Origin of the sequence: Pseudomonas donghuensis (assembly GCF_000259195.1) — a bacterium.
GTDB lineage: Bacteria > Pseudomonadota > Gammaproteobacteria > Pseudomonadales > Pseudomonadaceae > Aquipseudomonas > Aquipseudomonas donghuensis.
This window is the reverse complement of the sequence record NZ_JH650766.1, coordinates 25,881-46,342: the sequence shown is the minus strand read 5'-3', so window position 1 is coordinate 46,342 and position 20,462 is coordinate 25,881. Positions and strand designations below refer to the sequence as shown.

At 59.3% G+C, this 20,462-nt stretch carries 18 protein-coding genes, 5 tRNA genes and 1 pseudogene; 5 read left to right on the top strand and 19 right to left on the bottom strand.

What is annotated here, in order from left to right:
• Positions 1-439 precede the first annotated feature (439 nt).
• Positions 440-1,639 (top strand): YcaO-like family protein, encoded by a 1,200-nt coding sequence (locus tag UW3_RS28235; protein ID WP_010223245.1) that lies wholly within the window; start codon positions 440-442, stop codon positions 1,637-1,639.
• Positions 1,640-2,389: 750 nt separating this feature from the next.
• Positions 2,390-3,094 (top strand): ATP-binding cassette domain-containing protein, encoded by a 705-nt coding sequence (locus UW3_RS27015; RefSeq protein ID WP_010223244.1) that lies wholly within the window; start codon positions 2,390-2,392, stop codon positions 3,092-3,094.
• A 15-nt stretch (positions 3,095-3,109) separates the two neighbouring features.
• Here UW3_RS27015 and UW3_RS0114625 read toward each other — a convergent pair whose 3' ends face one another.
• From UW3_RS0114625 to uvrB, 9 genes are all read right to left on the bottom strand, one after another.
• Entirely contained in the window at positions 3,110-3,541 is a 432-nt protein-coding gene (locus tag UW3_RS0114625) for an acyl-CoA thioesterase (protein WP_010223243.1), read from the bottom strand.
• A gap of 44 nt (positions 3,542-3,585) precedes the next feature.
• On the bottom strand, positions 3,586-4,419 hold the full coding sequence (locus tag UW3_RS0114620) for an alpha/beta fold hydrolase (RefSeq protein ID WP_010223242.1): 834 nt from the start codon (positions 4,417-4,419) through the stop codon (positions 3,586-3,588).
• Positions 4,420-4,447: 28 nt separating this feature from the next.
• Positions 4,448-4,987 (bottom strand): TetR/AcrR family transcriptional regulator, encoded by a 540-nt coding sequence (locus tag UW3_RS0114615; RefSeq protein ID WP_010223241.1) that lies wholly within the window; start codon positions 4,985-4,987, stop codon positions 4,448-4,450.
• A gap of 179 nt (positions 4,988-5,166) precedes the next feature.
• Positions 5,167-5,242, bottom strand: a tRNA-Glu gene (locus UW3_RS0114610).
• A gap of 44 nt (positions 5,243-5,286) precedes the next feature.
• Positions 5,287-5,362 (bottom strand) — tRNA-Ala (locus UW3_RS0114605).
• A gap of 53 nt (positions 5,363-5,415) precedes the next feature.
• A tRNA-Glu gene (locus UW3_RS0114600) sits at positions 5,416-5,491 on the bottom strand.
• Positions 5,492-5,570: 79 nt separating this feature from the next.
• Positions 5,571-5,646, bottom strand: a tRNA-Ala gene (locus UW3_RS0114595).
• Between the two features lie 322 nt (positions 5,647-5,968).
• Positions 5,969-7,450 (bottom strand): glutamate--tRNA ligase, encoded by a 1,482-nt coding sequence (gene gltX / locus UW3_RS0114590; protein ID WP_010223240.1) that lies wholly within the window; start codon positions 7,448-7,450, stop codon positions 5,969-5,971.
• A gap of 87 nt (positions 7,451-7,537) precedes the next feature.
• Complete coding sequence (uvrB, locus tag UW3_RS0114585; RefSeq protein ID WP_010223239.1) at positions 7,538-9,553, bottom strand: excinuclease ABC subunit UvrB; 2,016 nt, start codon at positions 9,551-9,553, stop codon at positions 7,538-7,540.
• Positions 9,554-9,861: 308 nt separating this feature from the next.
• On the opposite strand from uvrB, the gene UW3_RS0114575 reads away from it, so the two are divergent.
• Both UW3_RS0114575 and UW3_RS0114570 read left to right on the top strand, forming a co-directional pair.
• Complete coding sequence (locus UW3_RS0114575) at positions 9,862-11,058, top strand: amino acid aminotransferase (RefSeq protein ID WP_010223238.1); 1,197 nt, start codon at positions 9,862-9,864, stop codon at positions 11,056-11,058.
• Between the two features lie 62 nt (positions 11,059-11,120).
• A tRNA-Asn gene (locus tag UW3_RS0114570) sits at positions 11,121-11,196 on the top strand.
• Between the two features lie 104 nt (positions 11,197-11,300).
• Here UW3_RS0114570 and UW3_RS0114565 read toward each other — a convergent pair.
• From UW3_RS0114565 to UW3_RS0114550, 4 genes are all read right to left on the bottom strand, one after another.
• Entirely contained in the window at positions 11,301-11,882 is a 582-nt protein-coding gene (locus UW3_RS0114565; RefSeq protein WP_010223237.1) for a DUF1285 domain-containing protein, read from the bottom strand.
• 10 nt (positions 11,883-11,892) lie between these two features.
• Positions 11,893-12,498 carry a DUF4823 domain-containing protein gene (locus UW3_RS0114560; protein WP_010223236.1) on the bottom strand — a complete coding sequence of 202 codons (606 nt, stop codon included), beginning with the start codon at positions 12,496-12,498 and terminating at the stop codon, positions 11,893-11,895.
• 66 nt (positions 12,499-12,564) lie between these two features.
• Positions 12,565-13,533 carry a GTP 3',8-cyclase MoaA gene (locus UW3_RS0114555; protein ID WP_010223235.1) on the bottom strand — a complete coding sequence of 323 codons (969 nt, stop codon included), beginning with the start codon at positions 13,531-13,533 and terminating at the stop codon, positions 12,565-12,567.
• Between the two features lie 127 nt (positions 13,534-13,660).
• Positions 13,661-14,299, bottom strand: a complete 639-nt coding sequence (locus UW3_RS0114550; RefSeq protein ID WP_010223234.1) for a TetR/AcrR family transcriptional regulator — start codon at positions 14,297-14,299, stop codon at positions 13,661-13,663.
• A gap of 72 nt (positions 14,300-14,371) precedes the next feature.
• Between UW3_RS0114550 and UW3_RS0114545 the strand changes: the two genes are divergently transcribed.
• A complete protein-coding gene (locus UW3_RS0114545; protein ID WP_026001333.1) occupies positions 14,372-15,505 on the top strand; it encodes an aminotransferase class V-fold PLP-dependent enzyme in 1,134 nt (377 codons plus the stop codon).
• A gap of 231 nt (positions 15,506-15,736) precedes the next feature.
• Here the strand turns inward: UW3_RS0114545 and UW3_RS0114540 are convergent, their stop codons facing one another.
• From UW3_RS0114540 to UW3_RS29575, 6 genes and pseudogenes are all read right to left on the bottom strand, one after another.
• Positions 15,737-16,519, bottom strand: a complete 783-nt coding sequence (locus UW3_RS0114540; protein ID WP_010223232.1) for a TatD family hydrolase — start codon at positions 16,517-16,519, stop codon at positions 15,737-15,739.
• 43 nt (positions 16,520-16,562) lie between these two features.
• Complete coding sequence (locus UW3_RS0114535; protein WP_010223231.1) at positions 16,563-17,549, bottom strand: DNA polymerase III subunit delta'; 987 nt, start codon at positions 17,547-17,549, stop codon at positions 16,563-16,565.
• Positions 17,542-18,174, bottom strand: a complete 633-nt coding sequence (gene tmk / locus UW3_RS0114530) for a dTMP kinase (RefSeq protein WP_010223230.1) — start codon at positions 18,172-18,174, stop codon at positions 17,542-17,544. The genes UW3_RS0114535 and tmk overlap by 8 nt, the downstream gene beginning before the upstream one ends.
• A 19-nt stretch (positions 18,175-18,193) precedes the next feature.
• Positions 18,194-19,339: an endolytic transglycosylase MltG gene (mltG, locus tag UW3_RS0114525; RefSeq protein ID WP_026001332.1), complete on the bottom strand. Its 1,146-nt coding sequence runs from the start codon at positions 19,337-19,339 to the stop codon at positions 18,194-18,196.
• A gap of 3 nt (positions 19,340-19,342) precedes the next feature.
• Positions 19,343-20,158 carry an aminodeoxychorismate lyase gene (gene pabC, locus UW3_RS0114520; RefSeq protein ID WP_010223228.1) on the bottom strand — a complete coding sequence of 272 codons (816 nt, stop codon included), beginning with the start codon at positions 20,156-20,158 and terminating at the stop codon, positions 19,343-19,345.
• Positions 20,158-20,462 (bottom strand): annotated as a pseudogene (locus tag UW3_RS29575) (beta-ketoacyl-ACP synthase II); the annotation flags it as partial. The gene pabC and the pseudogene UW3_RS29575, both read right to left, overlap by 1 nt.

Genomic DNA, 20,462 nt, shown 5'->3' with positions numbered 1-20,462 from the left:
CTACCCAAGTGGCGGTGCACTGTACCCGGTGGAAGTATTTTGTTGCAATTTATCAAGAAAAAATACTGACTGGCCAAAAAATCAAAACATCCTACACCTACTCCCGAGGTCTAGAAAATTTGAACCCTTAGCATCGAATATAAATACTAACACGTTACTTCAGGCCATAACACCAGAACCTTCTGACATAGGCAGCCCAAGCGTAGCAATAATTTATTTCATGTATTTACCTAAATCACTTTTTAAGTACCGCTACCGTGGCTATCGACTAGCCCTGATGGAGGCGGGATCAATGTATATGCTGATTGATCTTCGATGCAAAGAACTACACCTTCAAAATCGAATGTGGTCTGGCTTTTCAGATCACCAAATAACAAAAACCCTTAAATTAAATCCGGCGTTATTCTTACCCCTATGCATACAACTAATTGGGTGACACATGAATCTGTACCGTGACAACCACCAAGACTTTCAACCAGATTTTTTATATTGCCAACCCAGCGCGACTACAACTCTTCCAAGCTGCGTTGAAGCAGGTAATTATTGGCAGGTTTTTGGATCAGGTGTTGGGTGGGGTGATGTCTCTTTCACCTCCGCATTCGGTGAGTACTTGGAACGCAAACACTTCTATTTGGATATTCAGAGCACATCCTACGATCAGTTAAGATCATCGCTCTCTCCCCAGGAAGTAAATGAATTTATTCTCGCCTTTTCTCAAACATCGCATCAGAAAATATATAAAAACGCCCTACTTCAACAAAAATTCAAGCTCAGCAGAGCATGGCGGATTGTCGACTTTACCCCTTGCAACATACCAACTGTCTGCATTTCATTATCACCCTTAATCGATTGCAAGGATGACAATATACTTCCCAACAGAGACACTTGTGGATGCTGCATCCATCAAACTATAGATAAGGCAATTTTTGGTTCAATCAAGGAATTACTCGAGAGACAATTTCTTTTGAGATTCTGGCTCACTGATACGTGCCGCAAAAAAATAAAAAACACTCAAGCATTAGAAGCACTAAACAAATCCTACGCTAGAAATCTATTTGAAGCCCTGAGCAACGCTGGAGAGATTTGTATTCTCGACATCAGTGATACCAATTTCCCAGGCATCTGCATTTTGATTGTATACGGAAGCCCCAACAAACACCGGTCAGTGAAATATTGCGCCGGAATGTCCTATTCGGAATGCTTTGGCGACGCATTGGAAAAATCAATTCTAGAGCTTTGGCAGACATATAGATTCATGAACAACTTTGTAGTCAGCAACCAACGCTTAGAAACCATAAAAGACCACTACTTAAGACATTTTCTTAGCTGCAACAATTACGACACCTATCTTGAAGTGGCTAGCGCATCCTCATCACCAAGCACCTCAACTAAATCAGCCCCCCTTACCTTAACATCACTAATCGACAAAGTCAGATCACTGAGCCTAAACGGATACATATACCTAGAAAGTATACCTCTGCCCCATAAATCGCAGGTTTTTGCCAGCAAGTACATTTCACCAAACCTATTCCTTCACATGAATAACGCCTCAAATATAAACCTTGACAATAGCTACTCAGCACAGTTTAAAAATACGACAAAAAAACACAGACAAGAAAAAATGGTCCCTTTCCCATGAGCAAAACATTCGCCGAGCACCACACACAAAGAATCCTCTCAATAACATACACACTAATGAAAGAACAAATCAATGAGCCAATTGCAATACTATGGATAATAATATCGCCATCTCTGTTGTTCTATTTCCTTTGCTTCTCAAAAAAAAGCGAGAGCCTAGTCAATCATAATTATATTGATAGTGCATCATGGTTTTACTCTTACATGGCGTCCAGCATCGCTTTATTTGGCTTTAGCTTTTACTTGATTGGCCGAAGGGAGAGCGGGTTTATCCGCTCCTTCATATTCAAAAAAACATCAATATCCATCTATCTAGCTTCGCACATTATAAGCTACTCTACTATCAGCTTATTTTACGCAACTATTTTTTATCTTACTTCTCGCCCTACCTTTGGAGCCTACGTATTTGAAGAGTACGCAGATATATTACTTCGATTTTACGCCAGCTATACTTTCTACTCTTCACTTGGACTATTACTGGCGCTAGCCCCCCTACGGTTCTCCACTGCGAATACTCTTTTTTCTGCAGTATCATTTTTGATGATCTCATGCGGCTACTTAGGCGCATCATCCCCGGAATCAATTCCCGCCAAATTGAATCAGATTAATCCGTTATACTTTGCACAATCCATCATGACCGGCGCGCTAGACATCATCACGGCGCTTACTATTTCACTAACATCATTGTTAATTAGCTGCCTCATTTTCTATAATAATTTCCGCATCAACCCCGTCTGGAGTCGCTATTGAAATGAACATCATAAGCGTAAACAACATAAGCTTCAGGTACCAACAAGACAACATTTTTGACAATGCCACCCTACTCTTACAAAAAGGCACGCTGGGAGGAGTTCTTGGACCTAACGGCTCAGGCAAAACAACGCTTTTTGATATGCTCTGTGGTCTACGCCACCCAGCTGAAGGGAGCATTTTGAATCAAGCAGCACAACCACTTTATCTTTCGCAAATACTTTCCCCACCGTCGTCACTTCAGATGGCAGACATACACCGCTTGATATGTAATTTGACAACTCCCACCCCACCTTGTGGAGAGCAAACATTCGAAAAACTAAAGCAGTGGTCACCAACTATCAGCAAGCGCTATGTCGCCCTGTGGAAAAAAAAGCCCGCGACATGTAGCTACGGAGAAATCCGCGCGTTCTTTGCATTAACCTTGCTGACACTTCCTTGTGATTTACTAATTCTCGACGAACCAACTGCCGGAATAGACCCCGAATTTCGTTATTACATTTGGCTTTGTTTGCAGCAAGCGTGCAGCGAAGGCATCTCCGTTTTAGTTTCTTCTCACCATATAGAGGAAATCACTAGTCATTGCGACCAATTTCACTTGATCCACAAGCGCCGTTTTCTTCCTTTCAACGATGCGGAAGGTTTCATGGATTACTTCAACGCCACCTCACTCGACGAGGCATTCATCAACGGAGCTATTCAGTAAATGGTTCAGGTACGCCTATTGAAGCAGCGCCGCTCCATAACCCTCGATAAACTCTGCTGGCATGCGCTTGGGCCGCCCTGTGGATAACTCGATGCAGACGAAGGTGGTTTGCGCACGCAGCAAGGTGGTGCCGTCGCTGGGACGAACCAGCTGGAAGCGCCGGGTCATTTTCAGCCGCTGGTCCCAGTCGACGATCCAGGTTGCCAGTTGCAACTCGTCGTCTTCGTAGGCAGCGGCCAGGTAGTCGATTTCGTGGCGGACCACGGCCATGGCCCGGTCCAGGCGCCGGTACTCGGTCAGGTCCAGGCCCAGGCGCTGGGAGTGGCGCCAGGCGCAGCGCTCCAGCCAGGTGACGTAAACCGCGTTGTTGGCGTGGCCGAGGCCGTCGATGTCGTCGGCAGCGACCCGCAGGTCGATGATGAACGGTGTTGCCAGGTCCCAACTCATGCCCGCTCCAGATCCGTGGTGAACGGGCAGAGTGTACCGGATGCTCAGGCCGATTGCCGCGCCGGTGAACTGCTGCGTTGCAGCAGTGCCAGCACCCCTTCGCGCAGTTGCGGGTCGGCCAGCACCCGCAGATGGCCGCCGTCGGGCAGGCGCAGCAGGCGGCTGTCGAACCAGGAACGGTGGATAGCGTCTGATTCGTCTACCGGTACCAGTTGGTCGTCCTCGGCATGCACGATCAAGCCGGGCAGCTCCAGTTGGTAGCCGCTGACATCCAGGCGGGAAATCTGCACGCCGACATCGCGTTCAATCTGACGGATGAACGCCGCCCGCGCCCGCGCCGGCATGCCCAGGTGGCGAGCGAAACCGCGGATAACGCCAAGCAACTGCGCCGGTGCGGCGATGCTCACCGCCACTTCGGCGCGCAGGCCCCACTGCAAGGCCAGGAGCATGCTGGCGCCACCCATGGAATGGCCAACCACGGCCTTGAGCGGCGGCAGTTCGGCGGCGGCTTCCAGCAAGGCACGGGCGAACAGCACCACGTTGGCTTCGTTGCCCGGTGAGTGGCCATGGGCCGGGCCTTCCAGGGCCACGGCGGTGTAACCGGCGTCGACCAGGCTGTCGATCAGGTGGGCGAACTGGGTCGGGCGCCCTTCCCAACCGTGCATCAGCAGTACGGTCGGGCCTTGGCCCCAGCGCAGTGCCGAGAGGCCGAAACGCAAGGTGATGCGCTCGGCGCGGGCCAGCAGCGGCAGTTCCCAGTCCCGCGGCGGCCGGTTGCGCGGGGTCATGAAGGCGCGGCGCATCTTGCGCGCGACATGCTCTGGCGCCAAATGCCCGAGGGTGCCGTTAACGCTACGAATCCAGCTCAAGGTATTCATCGCTTCGCTCCGGTGGATATCGCGTGGTTCAGACAACCGCCGATTTGGCGGCGCGCAGAATGCGGTCAGACAGCTCGTCAGTGCCCAGGGCCCGGGCCAGGGCCAGGCCACCGATCATCAGGGCCATGTCGGCCAGGACCTTGTCGGCGTCTTCGGGGCTGTCGGCGAGATTGGCCATCATCAATTCGATGTGCTCGGACAGCACCGCCCGGAAGGCCTCCGGCAGGCGCGCCATTTCGCCCAGCGAGGTGGGCAGCGGGCAGGCGCGCTCGGTGGCGTCGCGGTGCTTGCGAGAAAGATAAAAGGCGGCGACCAGGGCACGGCGCTCCTCGCCACTCATGTTCGGGTCGACTTCGGCGAGCAGCGCCCGACGCTCGCCCAGCAACTGGCGAAAGGCTTCGAGCATTAGCGCGTCCTTGCTGTCGAAATGGGCGTAAAAGCCTCCGACAGTCAAGCCGGCAGCACCCATTACCTGATTGACGCTGGGCTCGGCCGGGCCGTGCTGAATCAGCGCACTGCAGGCTGCATCGAGAATCCGTTCGCGGGTTTTCGCCTTTTTGTCGTTCATGCTCGCCTCCAAAATATTATGGCTAGAATATTATTCTCATAATATTTTTCCGCAAGCAGAAAGTGCTGCCGCTTGTCGCGTCAGGCAAGAGAGGGTTGGGGGGAAAGTTTTTTCGAGGCAAAAACAAAAGGCTCATTCAATAATCGAATGAGCCTTGAAATCCCACAAAGTGGGTAAAATGGCGTCCCCTAGGGGACTCGAACCCCTGTTACCGCCGTGAAAGGGCGGTGTCCTAGGCCACTAGACGAAGGGGACTTGTAACCTTCGTGCAGATCCGTTTTCACGAATCCTGGCAAAATTGGTGGAGCTAAGCGGGATCGAACCGCTGACCTCCTGCATGCCATGCAGGCGCTCTCCCAGCTGAGCTATAGCCCCAGATTTTTAGCCTCGCGGCCCAGCAACTTCTTTCGACGTTGCTTGTGTGAAACTGGCGTCCCCTAGGGGACTCGAACCCCTGTTACCGCCGTGAAAGGGCGGTGTCCTAGGCCACTAGACGAAGGGGACGAACCTTCTTACCTTACCAACCTGGTCGCTGGAACCCGGTTGATTTCGCAGTCAGCCTAGCTGACTACGAATCGGAATTTGGTGGAGCTAAGCGGGATCGAACCGCTGACCTCCTGCATGCCATGCAGGCGCTCTCCCAGCTGAGCTATAGCCCCACAATGTCGCTTTGAACTGAACCGCTTGGCTGGGTGCTTCGCGTTTCGTTTCGTTCATCGCTGTGGACGGGGCGCATATTAAGATCGGATGGCGAACCTGTCAAATATATTTTCAACAAAATTCAAAAAAAATTTCCGAGATAACAAACACTTACCGCCCGAAACCGGGAAACACCCCGTATTTACTGGGGTGCAACCGCTCTACTACAGCTAATTCCCTACCCGCCATCCTGGCCTCATCGCTGGCAAGCCAGCTCCCACAAAGCTCCCCCGCGGGAGCTGGCTTGCCAGCGATGGGCTGCAAAGCAGCCCTGAAAAGCAATCAGGCGATGGTGCCCAAGAGCTTTTCCCACTCTTTGTTTTCTTTCTTCGACACACCACCAAGCAGGTCCAGGGCCTGGCGCAGGCGGTAGCGGGTCAGGTCCGGGCCAAGGATTTCCATGGCATCGAGCACCGAGACAGAACTGGCCTGGCCGGTGATCGCGGCAAACATCAGCGGCATGGCGTCACGCAGCTTCAGTTCCAGGGCGTCGACAACCGCCTGGATGCAGCCGGTGATACGGTCTTTTTCCCACTGGCGCAGGCTTTCGAGCTTCCACAGGATCAGCTGGATGACCTGGCGTACCTGGTCGGCCGAGAGTTTCTTGCTCTCGAACAGCTTGGCATCGAGCTTGAGGCCACCTTCGAAGAAGAAGCCGCCCAATGGCACAACCTGGCTGAAGGTCTCTACCCTGCCCTGCACGTGCGGTGCGATCTGCATCATGTAGTTGCGATTGAACGCCCACTTCTGCAGGCGCGCGGCGAACTCTTCCACCGGCAGGTCACGCAGCCACTGGCCGTTGAGCCACGACAGCTTCTCGATATCGAAAATCGGCCCGCCGAGGGAGACGCGCGACAAGTCGAAGTGCTCGACCATCTCGGCCAGGGAGAACTTCTCGCGCTCGTCCGGCATCGACCAGCCCATGCGGCCCAGGTAGTTGAGCATGGCTTCAGGCATGAAGCCCATGCGCTCGTAGAAGGTCACCGAGGTCGGGTTCTTGCGCTTGGACAGCTTGCTCTTGTCCGGGTTACGCAGCAGCGGCATGTAGCACAGGGCCGGTTGTTCCCAGCCGAAGTACTCGTACAGCTTGATCAGCTTGGGCGCCGACGGCAGCCACTCTTCGCCGCGCAGCACGTGGGTGATGCCCATCAGGTGGTCATCGACGACGTTGGCCAGGAAGTAGGTAGGCAGGCCGTCGGTTTTCATCAGTACCTGCATGTCCATGCGATCCCACGGAATCTCGACGTCGCCACGGAGCATGTCCGGGACCACGCAGACGCCTTCGCTCGGCACTTTCATGCGGATCACGTGCGGCTCGCCAGCGGCCAGGCGGCGCTGCACTTCTTCTGCCGACAGCAGCAAGGCGCGGCCGTCGTAGCGCGGGGTTTCGCCGCGGGCCATCTGCTCGGCGCGCATCTGGTCGAGCTCTTCGGCGGTGCAGAAGCACGGGAAGGCGTGACCAAGGTCAACCAGCTGCTGGGCATACTGCTTGTAGATATCGCCGCGCTCGCTCTGCCGGTAAGGGCCGTGCGGGCCGCCGACGTCCGGACCTTCGCTCCACTCGATGCCGAGCCAGCGCAGGGCGTCGAAGATCTGCTGTTCCGACTCGCGGGTCGAACGCAACTGGTCGGTATCTTCGATACGCAGGATGAACTCGCCGCCGTGCTGCTTGGCAAAGCAGTAGTTGAACAGGGCAATGTAAGCGGTGCCGACGTGGGGATCGCCAGTAGGCGATGGCGCGATACGCGTGCGAACGGTGGTCATGGACAGTCTCGAACTAGAGATGAAACAAAGGCGGGATGTTAACAGGGAGCGGGCATCGGGCTCCAGCAATGGGCGCGATCGTCGCCCTCACGCCGTGATCATGCGCTCGCGCAACGCGGTAATTTCGTCGCGCAGTTGCGCCGCCGCCTCGAACTCCAGGTCGCGCGCCAGCTGGTACATCTTCTCTTCCAGCTGCTTGATGCGCTTGGCGATCTCGCCCGGTGAGCGCAGCTCGGCTTCGTAACGGGCGCTCTCCTCTGCCGCCTTGGCCATGCCCTTGCGCTTCTTGCTGCGCGAGCCGGGCACGTTGGCGCCTTCCATGATATCGGTGATGTCCTTGACCACGCCCTTGGGCACGATGCCATTGGCGGCGTTGAAGGCAATCTGTTTGTCGCGGCGCCGCTCGGTCTCGCCAATCGCCCGCTGCATGGAGCCGGTCATGTTGTCGGCATAGAGGATCGCGCGACCATTGAGGTTACGCGCGGCGCGGCCGATGGTCTGGATCAGCGAACGCTCGGAACGCAGGAAGCCTTCCTTGTCGGCATCGAGGATCGCCACCAGCGACACCTCGGGCATGTCCAGGCCTTCACGCAGCAGGTTGATGCCCACCAGCACATCGAAGGTGCCCAGGCGCAGGTCGCGGATGATCTCGACCCGCTCGACGGTGTCGATGTCCGAGTGCAGGTAGCGCACGCGCACGTCGTGGTCGGCCAGGTAGTCGGTGAGGTCTTCGGCCATGCGCTTGGTCAGGGTGGTCACCAGTACCCGCTCTTCCACCGCCACGCGCTTGCGAATCTCCGAGAGCAGATCGTCGACCTGGGTGGTGGCCGGGCGCACCTCGACCTGCGGGTCGACCAGGCCGGTCGGGCGCACTACCTGCTCAACCACGCGGCCGGCATGTTCGGCTTCGTAGTTGCCCGGGGTCGCCGAGACAAAGATGGTCTGCGGGCTGACCGCCTCCCATTCATCGAAACGCATCGGCCGGTTGTCCAGCGCCGAAGGCAGGCGAAAACCGTACTCTACCAGGGTTTCCTTGCGCGAGCGGTCGCCCTTGTACATGGCCCCGACTTGCGGAACGCTGACGTGGGATTCGTCGATCACCAGCAGGGCGTCGTCCGGCAGGTAGTCGTAAAGGGTCGGTGGCGGCGCCCCGGCCGGACGCCCGGACAGGTAACGCGAGTAGTTTTCGATGCCGTTGCAGTACCCCAGTTCGAGGATCATCTCCAGGTCGAAACGGGTGCGCTGCTCCAGGCGCTGGGCTTCGACCAGCTTGTTGGCCTTGTGCAGGTACTCAAGGCGCTGAGCCAGTTCCACCTTGATACCGTCCACCGCCTCCAGCAGCGTCTCGCGCGGGGTCACGTAGTGGCTCTTGGGGTAGAAGGTGAAGCGCGGCAGCTTGCGGATCACCTCGCCGGTCAGCGGATCGAAGGCGGCGATGTTTTCCACTTCGTCATCGAACAGCTCGATGCGGATGGCTTCCAGGTCCGATTCGGCCGGGAAGATGTCGATCACATCACCGCGCACGCGGAAAGTGGCGCGGGCAAAGTCCATCTCGTTGCGGGTGTACTGCAGGTCGGCCAGGCGGCGCAGCAGCGCGCGCTGGTCGAGCTTGTCGCCGCGATCCACGTGCAGGACCATCTTCAGGTAGGTTTCCGGGCTGCCCAGGCCATAGATGCAGGAAACGGTGGTGACGATGATCGCATCGCGCCGCTCCAGCAGCGCCTTGGTCGCCGACAGGCGCATCTGCTCGATATGGTCGTTGATCGAGGCGTCCTTCTCGATAAAGGTGTCGGAGGACGGCACGTAGGCTTCAGGCTGGTAGTAGTCGTAATAGGAAACGAAATACTCCACGGCGTTGTTCGGGAAGAACGCCTTGAACTCGCCGTACAGCTGCGCTGCCAGGGTCTTGTTCGGCGCCAGCACCAGGGTCGGGCGCTGCACCTGGGCGATCACGTTGGCGATGCTGAAGGTCTTGCCCGAGCCGGTCACCCCGAGCAGGGTCTGGTGCGCAAGGCCCGCCTCGATTCCTTCGACCATCAGGCGAATGGCCTCGGGCTGGTCGCCGGCCGGCTGGAAACGGGTGACGAGCTGGAACTCGGACATGACAAACCTCTGTGTGATCGCGATGGTTTCATCGCTGGCGCGGGCAACTGTATTTATAGACAGTAGTTATACCGAATTTAGGGCCCCGAGCGCCAGCTTCAACTCAGTGTTGCGGGCATTTCTGACGATGGACCGGTGAAATCGACTAACGGTCGAAAAATATTCGGCCAAACAGCAGGAAAAGCTGCGACAGACTGTCGCCGTGACCAGCCAGTATCACTATACTGACTCCCCGTTTGTGCACCGCTCTAGTGCAAGCGACTGGAGCGTGCGACCTCTTCCACTCTCCATTCAGAGCCAAGGTAATAATGAGCCTGTTTTCCGCTGTCGAGCTGGCACCACGCGACCCCATTCTGGGCCTCAACGAAGCTTTCAACGCCGATACCCGTAGCAACAAGGTCAACCTGGGTGTGGGTGTTTACTGCAACGAAGAAGGGCGTATCCCACTGCTGCGCGCAGTGATCGAAGCCGAAACCCAGCGCGCTGCCCAGCACGCTTCCCGCGGTTACCTGCCGATCGACGGTATCGTCGCTTATGACCAGGCCGTGCAGAAGCTGCTGTTCGGTGCCGAGTCGCCGCTGTTGAGCGCCGGTCGCGTGATCACCACCCAGGCCGTCGGCGGTACCGGCGCCCTGAAGATCGGCGCCGACTTCCTCAAGCAACTGTCGCCGAACGCCGTCGTCGCCATCAGCGACCCGAGCTGGGAAAACCACCGCGCGCTGTTTGAAACCGCCGGTTTCCCGGTGCAGAACTACCGCTACTACGACGCCGCCACCCACGACGTCAACCGCAGCGGCATGCTCGAAGACCTCAACGCCCTGCCGTCCGGCTCGATCATTGTGCTGCACGCCTGCTGCCACAACCCGACCGGTGTCGACCTGACCCCGCAAGACTGGAAAAACGTCCTCGAAGTAATCAAGGCCAAAGGCCACGTGCCGTTCCTCGACATGGCCTACCAGGGCTTTGGCGACGGCATCAGCGAAGACGCCGCCGCCGTACGCCTGTTCGCCGAGTCGGGCCTGAACTTCTTCGTTTCCAGCTCGTTCTCCAAGTCCTTCTCGCTGTACGGCGAACGCGTTGGCGCACTGTCGATCGTCACCGAGTCCAAGGAAGAGGCCACTCGCGTGCTGTCGCAGGTCAAGCGCGTGATCCGCACCAACTATTCCAACCCGCCAACCCATGGCGCCACCATCGTCGCCACCGTGCTCAACAGCCCAGAGCTGCGCACGATGTGGGAAGACGAGCTGGCCGAGATGCGCCTGCGCATCCACGGCATGCGCAAGCAGATGGTCGAACTGCTGGCCCAGTACGGCGCCAAGCAGGACTTCAGCTTCGTCGGTCGCCAGTGCGGCATGTTCTCCTACTCGGGCCTCACCGTTGAGCAGGTCGCCCGCCTGAAGAACGAATTCGGTATCTATGCGCTGGATACCGGCCGCATCTGTGTCGCCTCGCTCAACCAAAGCAACATCCATGTGGTGACCAAGGCGATCGTTGAGGTTCTGTAATTACTGAAATGCACGGGGGAGGCTTGACTTCCCCTTAGCAATCAGTAAGATACGCCACAGATTCCGCGATAGCTCAGTCGGTAGAGCAAATGACTGTTAATCATTGGGTCCCAGGTTCGAGTCCTGGTCGCGGAGCCAAACACCTGAAAAACCTCCAGTTGCCCTGAGCACTGGAGGTTTTTTCGTTTCTGCCCGAACAGAAGTTTCGCTACTGGCTATAGGGCTCGGTCACCGGCAGCGGCTCATCCACCAGGCTCCATACCGGCAACCTGGCCAATGGGGTAGAAGCGGCCACCACTCCAGACACCCAGCCACTGCTGGCCATCAATCTGCCGCGGCACCGCCAGCTCGACCAACTGGTAGAAGACGTTGCGGTGGATCAGCGCTTCGAGGTTGCTGCGCATGTGCACATACGGCGAAGGCTCCTGGGTTTGCGCATCGATCTCAAAGCGTAGCGGATGCTCGGGGCCAGCCTCGACCTGGTCGTCGACATTGCTGGTAAAACGCAGCAGCTGCTGCTCGCCTTCGCCCTGCACTTCAAGGCTGACAGCGACAAAGGGCGCGTCATCGACCTTGATACCGACCTTCTCCACCGGCGTCACCAGGAAGTAGTCGTCACCGTCGCGGCGAATGATGGTCGAGAACAGCCGCACCATCGGTTTTCGCCCGATTGGCGTACCCAGGTAGTACCAGGTGCCATCGCGGGCGATGCGCATGTCGATGTCGCCGCAAAAATCCGGGTTCCACAGATGCACGGGCGGCAGGCCTTTTTCTGCCTTGGGAATCTGCGCCAGCAGATCACTGGCCTTGCCGGTATCTTGCATCACCCTCTCCTCAACGACTCATGCCTAACAGGCTGCGAGCGTAATCCTCAAGCGGGGACCTGAGCAAATCTTCCGGCTTGTTGTCATGGAACGTCAGCAAACCGCCGCGGCTTTTGATCTGCGCGGTGTCGATCAGGTAACGGGTGCTGGTTTCGATCAGCATCAGTTGCACCACCCCGGTATCGATGCCCAGGCGGTCAACCGCCTGTTCGTCGTACCACTCATCGCCATTGCCGATGCGATCATCGGTGCGGGCAAAGCGGGTGTACAGCAGGTAATGGGCGCCGACTTCACGCGCCTCGATCAGCGCCTGCTCCAGGCCCAACGGCGCCGAGGCGCGGCGAACCAGGGGGAAGTACTCGATAAAACCCTTGAAGGCCTCTTCGGCCACCACGTTAGGGCGCGGATACGGGCCCTTGCCCGGCGGCACGAAGGCACCCTGGCCAATGTAAATGAATGAATCAGGCTGCAGGCGCACCGACAGCGAACGACGGGTGTCGCTGTGATCGAGCAGACCGGCATCGCTCATGTGATATCGGGCGCCCTCGCCCATATCGCTGACATTCATGCAGCCGCCCAGCGCCGTCAGCGCCAGCAGCAAAACCAGGCTACGCATCTATCCTCCAGTGGCCGGTGACGGAAAACCGGCGAACGGCTGGCAGATGCAGCTTTTGCGCCAGTCTTAGCCGCCAATGATCTTCATCACCGTCGCGCCGCCGGAAAACGCCACCGACTGCTTGTCGCCAAGGGCTTTGACCAGCAAGCCCTGCAGCGCCGGCAAGGCCTGATGGCGCGGCTTGTCGAGCAGATCGCCGATATAGTGACGGTTGCTCGACGACAGGCAACCGTGCAGCCACCCGGTGGACGACAGGCGCAAGCGCGAGCAGGTGCGGCAGAACGGTACGCTCTCGTTGGCGATAATGCCGAAGTAGCCCTGCCCCGGGATCTGATAGCGCAAGGCGGTGGCATCCACCGGCGCATTGGCCTGCAGGTACTCGTACTGCCCGCCAATCAATTGCAACAGGTGCTCGAGGCTGACGAACTGCTGCAAAAAGGCATTGCTGTCGCGAGCCAGGTGCCCCATGCGCATCAGCTCGATGAAGCGCAGCTCGTAGCCGTGGGCCAGGCAATACTCCAGCAGCGGCAGGACCTGGTCGAAGTTCTGCCCGCGCAGCGGCACCATGTTGACCTTGATCTTCATGCCCGCGGCGCTGGCCTGGCTCATGCCGTCCAGCACGGTGGCCAGGTCGCCGCCACGGGCAATGCGCCGGAAGGCGTCCGGGTCAAGAGTATCGAGGGAAACGTTAAGACGACGGATACCCGCCGCGCGCAGCAAGGGCAGCTTGCGCGCCAGCAACTGACCATTGGTGGTCAGGCTGATTTCATCCAGGCCGAGGGTGGCGATTGAAGCGAGGAAGGTTTCAAGCTTGGGGCTGACCAGCGGCTCGCCACCAGTGACGCGCACCCGCTCGATGCCGGCAGCCTCCACCAGGTAAGCTACGCCACGGGCCATGGCCTCGGCCGAGAGCTCGTCCTGGGCCGCGACCAGACGCTTGCCGTCCGGCACACAATAGGTACAGGCGTAGTTGCAGGCAGCCGTCAGGCTGACACGCAAATTGCGAAAACGCCTGCCTTGGCGGTCGACGATCATGGGTGACTCCGGCATGGGTGAATCGGGCCTGCAAAACTTGACTCAAAAATCAGGTTTTTGCAAGCCTCATACCTGAGTATATTCCTCGCCACCCAATCCCAGTAGCGCCATGGTTTGGCTGAATGTCTCAGCTACCAGTGCTATCCGGGTCGCGCTTGCGCTTGTTGCCCATGCGCACGCCGATGTCCATGAGGAACTGGAAGAAGCCTTCCTGATCTTCCAGCACATTGCTCCAGAACGGCGAGTGATAGAGCGCCACCGCCCCATGCACCAGTGCCCAGGCAGCGCAGTAATGGAAGTACGGCGGCACGTCTTCGAGCTTGCCTTCGCTGATGCGGCCCTTGATCAGCAGGGTCAGGCGGTCGAAGTTGGAGGCGCGGATCTTGTGCAGCTCCCCGACCATCTCCGGCACCTGGTTGCCCTTGACCACCTTCTCTTCGAGGCGGTCGAACAGGCGGTAGCGCTGCGGATCACGCATGCGGAATTCGAAGTAGGCGCGCGACAGGGCTTCCTTGTCGCGGTCGACGTCGGCAGAGTGCAGCAGTTCGTTCAAATCGCGCTCGTAGTCGAGCATCAGGCGCAGGTAGATCTCCGCCTTGGATTTGAAGTGCTTGTAGATCGTGCCTTTGCCGATACCGACGGCATCAGCGATCATCTCGACGGTGACACTGTCTTCACCCTGTTCGAGAAACAGCTTGAGCGCGGTATCGAGAATTTCTTGCTCACGGCGACGAAACTCACGGACCTTACGAGGTTCTTTCTGCATAAGAAGGACTGGATCAAAATCGAAGCCGGTTATTATGCCTAACTTGCGCCAAAATGCACGGATCATCCAACCATGTCTATGTTTCTTGATGAGTTTGAACAGGCCCCGGGCCTTCGCTATCTGAACCATGCTGCCGTGGCACCCTGGCCGAAACGCGCCAGCCAGGCGGTTTCGCGCTTCGCCAACGAGAACGTTTTGCTCGGCGCAAGGGACTATCCGGACTGGCTAGCCATGGAGCAGCGTCTACGTGAACGCCTGATGCGCCTGACGAACGCACCGTCGACGGATGACATTGCCTTGGTCAAGAACACCTCTGAGGCATTGTCTTTCGTCGCCTTCGGCATCGACTGGCAGGCCGGCGACCAGATCGTCATCAGCGACGAAGAGTTCCCTTCCAACCGGATCGTTTGGGAGGCCCTGGCCGACAAAGGCGTCAGCGTCATTCAGGTCAGCCTCAAGGGCAGCGACCCGGAAGGCGCCTTACTGGCTGCCTGCGGCCCCAAGGTACGCCTGCTGGCGATCAGCGCCGTGCAGTTCGCCAGCGGCCTGCGCCTGGACCTGCCGCGCCTGGGCCAAGGCTGCCGTGATCGCGAAGTGCTGTTCTGCATCGACGCCATCCAGCAATTGGGCGCCCTGCCCTTCGACGTCCAGGCCTATCAATGCGACTTCGCCATGGCGGATGGCCATAAATGGCTGCTCGGTCCGGAAGGCCTGGGGATGTTCTATTGCCGCGCCGAGGTGCGCCCGCTGCTCAAGCTCAGCGAGTACGGCTGGCACATGCTCGAGCACATGGGCGACTACACCCGCAGTGAATGGCAACCGGCCCACAGCGCCCGGCGCTTTGAATGTGGCAGCCCGAACATGCTCGGGGCCGCGGCACTGGAAGCCAGCCTGTCGTTGCTCGAAGACGTGGGAATGGATCGCGTGGCAGCCGAGCTGCAGGAACGGGTGCAGTGGCTCAATGAGGGCCTGGCCGCAATACCCGGGGTAACGCTGCACAACCCGCAAGACCCGGCGCGCCGCTCAGGGATTGTGTCCTTCAGCATTGAAGGGGTTGAAAACGTGCAGGTCTATCAGCAGCTCAAGCAGCAACAGGTGATATGCATCCCACGAGGCCCGGGCGTTCGATTTTCCCCGCACTTCTACACACCTAAGCAGATAATCGAAGAAACTCTGGCGATTGTGCGGCAGATTGCAGAGCGATGAGTGCTCAGCAGCCGCAGCCGTATTCCAAATCTGTTTAAAAAACGAGCAGCTGATGCTGGCGGCGCGCCAATCCTGACCAATACTTCAGGTGTTGACGCGGCGCATCCCCCCAAGTGGCGCGTCGATAAAGGTGCTCAGGGACCGCGTACCTTTGTTTTACTCCTAATGGTCTTAACCCGGATTCACCCCCCAGAACCCGGGTTTTTTTTGCCTGTTTTTCAGCAGGCGAACTCAGCTTACCCGCGCCAACGGAAACAGCCGCTTGAAGTTCGCGGTGGTCTGCTCGGCCAATTGCTCATAGCCCTCGCCGCGTACCATCGCCACGAACTCCGCCACTTCCCGTACGTATTGCGGCAGGTTGGCTTTACCGCGATAGGGAATGGGTGCCAGGTACGGCGAATCGGTCTCGACCAGCAGGCGATCGGCCGGTACTTGCCGCGCCACGTCGCGCAGTGCATCGGCATTGCGGAAGGTGACAATGCCCGACAACGAGATGTAATAGCCCAGGTCCAGCGCCGCCCTGGCCATGTCCCAGTCTTCGGTGAAGCAGTGCAGCACGCCGGCCTGCGGCAAATCTGCTTCGCGCAGCAGTGCCAGGGTATCGGCACGCGCCGCGCGGGTATGGATGACCACCGGCTTGCCCGTGACCTTCGCCGCCTCCAGGTGCAGGCGGAACGAGTCCTGCTGCACCTGGGCCGCTTCCGGTTCGTAGTGATAGTCCAGGCCGGTTTCACCGATGGCCACCACGTGCGGGTGCTCAAGCTCCTTGAGCAACCAGTCCAGCGCCGGCGCACCGTCAGGGGTGAGGTCCAGCGGGTGGATACCCACTGAACAGTCGACATCGCTGTAGCGCTCGCTGAGGTCTTTGACCGCCTGGGCGTTGTCGGCGCTGACGCCGATGCACAGAAAGTGCCCGACGCCACGCGCGCGGGCAGCATCACGCGCCGCATCCAGGGAGCCCTGGTGGGCGGTAAGGTCTAGACGGTCGAGGTGGCAATGGGAATCTACAAGCATGGGCACATGACAACGCTGAAAAGTAATGAAGGGACGGCGCAGCTCAACGCTGGCCCGGCAACATCGCCCAGGACGCCAGCAGCGCCTCGAGCAACAGCACCCGATTGAGGTTGGCCTTGCCCAGGACCTTCTGGCGCTGGGCCAGAATCCAGTCCTGGATCTCCAGGACCTTGCCCTGGCTGCTCTTCTGCGCCAGGTACTGAACCACCTTGCGCATATCGCTCAAGCCTAACCCCTCCTCGTCCTGGGTCAACTGATAACGCAGGACCAGGTTGGACCAGTCACAGAACCAGTCAAACAGTTGCAACAAAGGAATGGCATTCCAGGCTTCGGCCAGCTGGCTGGGCGATTGCTGCTGCTTGAGCAGCTTCTTCACCCCATCGACCACCAGCGCGCGCTGCTCGCGCACACCCTGGGCCTGCAGGCTGACCGCCGCCAACGGCGAACCGGCCGCCAGGCTGAGCAGTTCCAGGCGCTCCTGCTCGTCGCAGTCGGGCAAGGCCTGCTCGAGCCAGGCCAGGCTTTGCTGCCGACTCGGCAGCGGGCAGGCCTGCTGCTGGCAGCGGCTCTTGATGGTCGCCAGCAAGCGGCTGGGCTGATGGCTGACCAAGAGCAACACGGTATTGCCCGAGGGCTCTTCGAGGCTTTTGAGCAAGGCGTTGGCGGCGTTGACGTTCATCGCCTCGACCGGCTCGATCAACACCACCTTGCGCCCACCCAACTGCGCGGTCTGCACCACGAAGGACACCAGGTCGCGAACCTGATCGACCTTGATCGGCTTGTCGGCCTCCTCCGGCTCCAGCACGTAGTTGTCCGGATGGCTACCTGCTGCGAGCAACAGGCACGACTTGCATTGCCCGCAAGCCTGCAGCCCTTCTGGACGCTGGCACAGCAACAGGGCCATCAGGCGTTCGGCCAGGGCGCGCTTGCCGATGCCCTGCGGGCCGTGCAGCAGGTAGGCATGGGCATGCTGGGTACGCCCGGCCAGTTGCTGCCACAAGGCCTGCTGCCAAGGGAAGGCCTCAGCCACGGCAACGCTCCAGGATCTGCGGCAGCAAGGCGTCCAGAGACTGCTGTACCTGTGCCAGCGGCAGCGCGGCATCGATCAGCCGGTATTGCTGCGGCGCAGCCTGGGCGCGGGCCAGGTAGGCCTGACGTACCGCTTCGAAGAAGGACTGGCCTTCCTGCTCGAAACGGTCCAGGCGGCCGCGGGCGGCTGCGCGGGACAGGCCGATTTCCACCGGCAGGTCGAACACCAGGGTCAGGTCCGGACGCAAATCGCCCTGGACGAAATTCTCCAGGGTGGCGATGCGCGCCAACGACAGGCCGCGGCCACCGCCCTGGTAGGCGTAAGTGGCATCAGTAAAACGGTCACACAGCACCACCGCGCCGCGGGCCAGGGCCGGGCGAATCACTTCGGCCAGGTGCTGGGCACGGGCGGCAAACACCAGCAACAATTCGGTGTCGGCGTCCATTTTTTCGTCGCTGGGCGCCAGCAGCAGCTCGCGGATCCGCTCGGCGAGCGGCGTGCCGCCCGGTTCGCGGGTCAGCACGACATCCAGGCCCTGGGCGCGCAGGTGTTCGGCGAGGTACTCGCGGTTGGTGCTCTTGCCCGCGCCTTCGGGACCTTCCAGGGTGATAAACAAGCCGCTCACAGGCAGTCCTTACAGTTGTTCATTGCGAAGAGGCCGCTTCGCTGGCCGGCGCCGCTTGCTCGGGCGCCGGCGCAGGGCTGACGTCCGGGGTTTGCGGCGCCTGCGGCTGGGCCTCGGGTTCGGGTTCGGTAACAGGGGCCGGGCTCGAACGGTAGTCGGCGCGGCGCTTGATCTGGTATTCGCGCACCGCCGAATTGTGCGCATCCAGGTCATCGGAGAACACATGGCTGCCATCGCCACGAGCGACGAAATACAAGCTGCTGCCCGGGGTCGGGTTCAATGCGGCATGAATGGCTTCACGGCCGACCATGGCAATCGGCGTCGGCGGCAAACCGGCGTTGGTGTAGGTGTTATACGGCGTCGGCTCGCGCAGGTCGGCACGGGTAATCTTGCCGTTGTAGCGCTCGCCCATGCCGTAGATCACTGTTGGGTCGGTCTGCAGCAGCATGCCGATGCGCATGCGCCGCACGAACACCCCGGCAATCTGCCCGCGTTCCTGAGGCACGCCGGTCTCTTTCTCGACCAGCGAGGCCATGATCAGCGCCTGGTACGGGTCGCGATACGGCACGTCGCTGGAGCGTTCCGCCCATTCCTTGGCCAGCACCTCTTCCAGGCGCGCATAGGCTTGCTGAAGGAACTCGACGTCGGTCATGCCCCGCACGAAGCGGTAGGTATCAGGAAAGAAGCGGCCTTCCGGGAACACGCCCGGGTGGCCGAGCTTGTCCATGACCTCGGCGTCGCTCAGGCCGTCGAGGGTCTTCTTGATCTTCTCGTGCTTGGCCAGCGCCGCGCGCACCTGGCGGAAATTCCAGCCTTCTACCAGGGTCAGGGTGTACTGCACCACATCACCGCGGCGCCAGACTTCGAACAGATCGCGCACGCTCATGCCCGGGGTCATGCGGTATTCGCCGGTGTGCAGCGGCACGCCAGCCATGTTGAAGCGCCAGTACAGGCGCAGCCAGAAGGCATCTTCCAGCACACCGTCGCTCTCCATGCGGTAGAACATACGATTGGGGGTGGTACCGGTGGGCACGTCGAGCAACCGCTCCTGAGACACGTGCAGGGGCTGCTCCAGCGCCGAATTCACCTTCCAGGCCGAATACCCCAACATCAGGCCGGCCAGGATCAACCCGGTCTCCAGCAGCACCAAGAATTTACGTCTCACAAATCAGGCATCCAGTAGCGTACGGGCAATGGCCTGCAGTTTACGGGTGAGCGGCCCCGGCGGCCAGTTCAGCGATGTAAAAGCCTGTACCGGCCAGATGCCGTAGACGCTGTTGCAGACGAAGACTTCGTCGGCCTGCTGCAGGTCCCGCAGGCTCAGGTCGGTTATTCGCAGGGGGATTCCAACTGCCCTGGCGTGATCGAGCAAGGCTGCGCGCATCACCCCGGCCACACCGCAGCGGCTCAGGTCGGCGGTCAGCAGCTGGCCGTCACGCACCAGGAACAGGTTGCTATACACCCCTTCGATAATGCGCCCGGAAACATCGCGCATCAAACCTTCAGCGTACGTGGCGTCCTGCCATTCGGCGCGAGCCAATACTTGCTCGAGGCGATTGAGGTGCTTCAAACCCGCCAGCAGCGGTTGCTCGGCCAGGCGCGTCTGGCAGTCGAACAAGCGAACACCCTGCTCGGCATGCTGCGTGGGATAACCGGGCAAGGGGTTGCCCTGGAGAATACGCCGTGGCGCCACGCCAGCGGCCGGCGCATAGCCGCGCTGACTGTCGCCACGGGTAACAATAAGCTTGAGCACGCCGTCACCCAGCAGGCTGGCATAACGGCATATCTCGTCGCGAATCAGGCCGTGATCAGCGCAAATCGCCAGCCGCTGGCAACCCAGCGCCAGGCGATCGAGGTGATACTCGAGCAGTGACGGCCGACCGGCCCGCACGGCAATGGTCTCGAACAGACCATCGCCGTAGGCCAGCCCCCGGCTCTGCACCGTCAGTGCATCTGCCGGCTGGCCGTCGACCCAGCTGTGCATCAGCCGGCGAACCGGCGGAACACCAGCGAGCCGTTGGTACCGCCAAACCCGAAGGAGTTGGACAGCACCACCTCGATCGGCATGTTGCGTGCCTGGTGCGGCACGAAATCGAGGTCGCAGCCTTCGCTCGGCTCATCCAGGTTGATGGTCGGCGGCGCCACCTGGCTGTTGATCGACAGCACGCTGAAGATCGCCTCGACTGCACCGGCAGCGCCGAGCAGGTGACCGGTCATCGACTTGGTCGAGCTGACCGCCAGCGTGTAGGCGTGCTCGCCGAACACCGACTTGATCGCCGACGCTTCAG

What these genes read in the sequence shown, in the direction of transcription:
- UW3_RS28235 (WP_010223245.1), top strand. Translation starts at nt 440, where the DNA reads ATGAATCTGTACCGTGACAACCACCAAGACTTTCAACCAGATTTTTTA.
- UW3_RS27015 (WP_010223244.1), top strand. Translation starts at nt 2,390, where the DNA reads ATGAACATCATAAGCGTAAACAACATAAGCTTCAGGTACCAACAAGAC.
- UW3_RS0114625 (WP_010223243.1), bottom strand. Translation starts at nt 3,541, where the DNA reads ATGAGTTGGGACCTGGCAACACCGTTCATCATCGACCTGCGGGTCGCT.
- UW3_RS0114620 (WP_010223242.1), bottom strand. Translation starts at nt 4,419, where the DNA reads ATGAATACCTTGAGCTGGATTCGTAGCGTTAACGGCACCCTCGGGCAT.
- UW3_RS0114615 (WP_010223241.1), bottom strand. Translation starts at nt 4,987, where the DNA reads ATGAACGACAAAAAGGCGAAAACCCGCGAACGGATTCTCGATGCAGCC.
- gltX (WP_010223240.1), bottom strand. Translation starts at nt 7,450, where the DNA reads ATGACCACCGTTCGCACGCGTATCGCGCCATCGCCTACTGGCGATCCC.
- uvrB (WP_010223239.1), bottom strand. Translation starts at nt 9,553, where the DNA reads ATGTCCGAGTTCCAGCTCGTCACCCGTTTCCAGCCGGCCGGCGACCAG.
- UW3_RS0114575 (WP_010223238.1), top strand. Translation starts at nt 9,862, where the DNA reads ATGAGCCTGTTTTCCGCTGTCGAGCTGGCACCACGCGACCCCATTCTG.
- UW3_RS0114565 (WP_010223237.1), bottom strand. Translation starts at nt 11,882, where the DNA reads ATGCAAGATACCGGCAAGGCCAGTGATCTGCTGGCGCAGATTCCCAAG.
- UW3_RS0114560 (WP_010223236.1), bottom strand. Translation starts at nt 12,498, where the DNA reads ATGCGTAGCCTGGTTTTGCTGCTGGCGCTGACGGCGCTGGGCGGCTGC.
- UW3_RS0114555 (WP_010223235.1), bottom strand. Translation starts at nt 13,533, where the DNA reads ATGATCGTCGACCGCCAAGGCAGGCGTTTTCGCAATTTGCGTGTCAGC.
- UW3_RS0114550 (WP_010223234.1), bottom strand. Translation starts at nt 14,299, where the DNA reads ATGCAGAAAGAACCTCGTAAGGTCCGTGAGTTTCGTCGCCGTGAGCAA.
- UW3_RS0114545 (WP_026001333.1), top strand. Translation starts at nt 14,372, where the DNA reads ATGTCTATGTTTCTTGATGAGTTTGAACAGGCCCCGGGCCTTCGCTAT.
- UW3_RS0114540 (WP_010223232.1), bottom strand. Translation starts at nt 16,519, where the DNA reads ATGCTTGTAGATTCCCATTGCCACCTCGACCGTCTAGACCTTACCGCC.
- pabC (WP_010223228.1), bottom strand. Translation starts at nt 20,158, where the DNA reads ATGCACAGCTGGGTCGACGGCCAGCCGGCAGATGCACTGACGGTGCAG.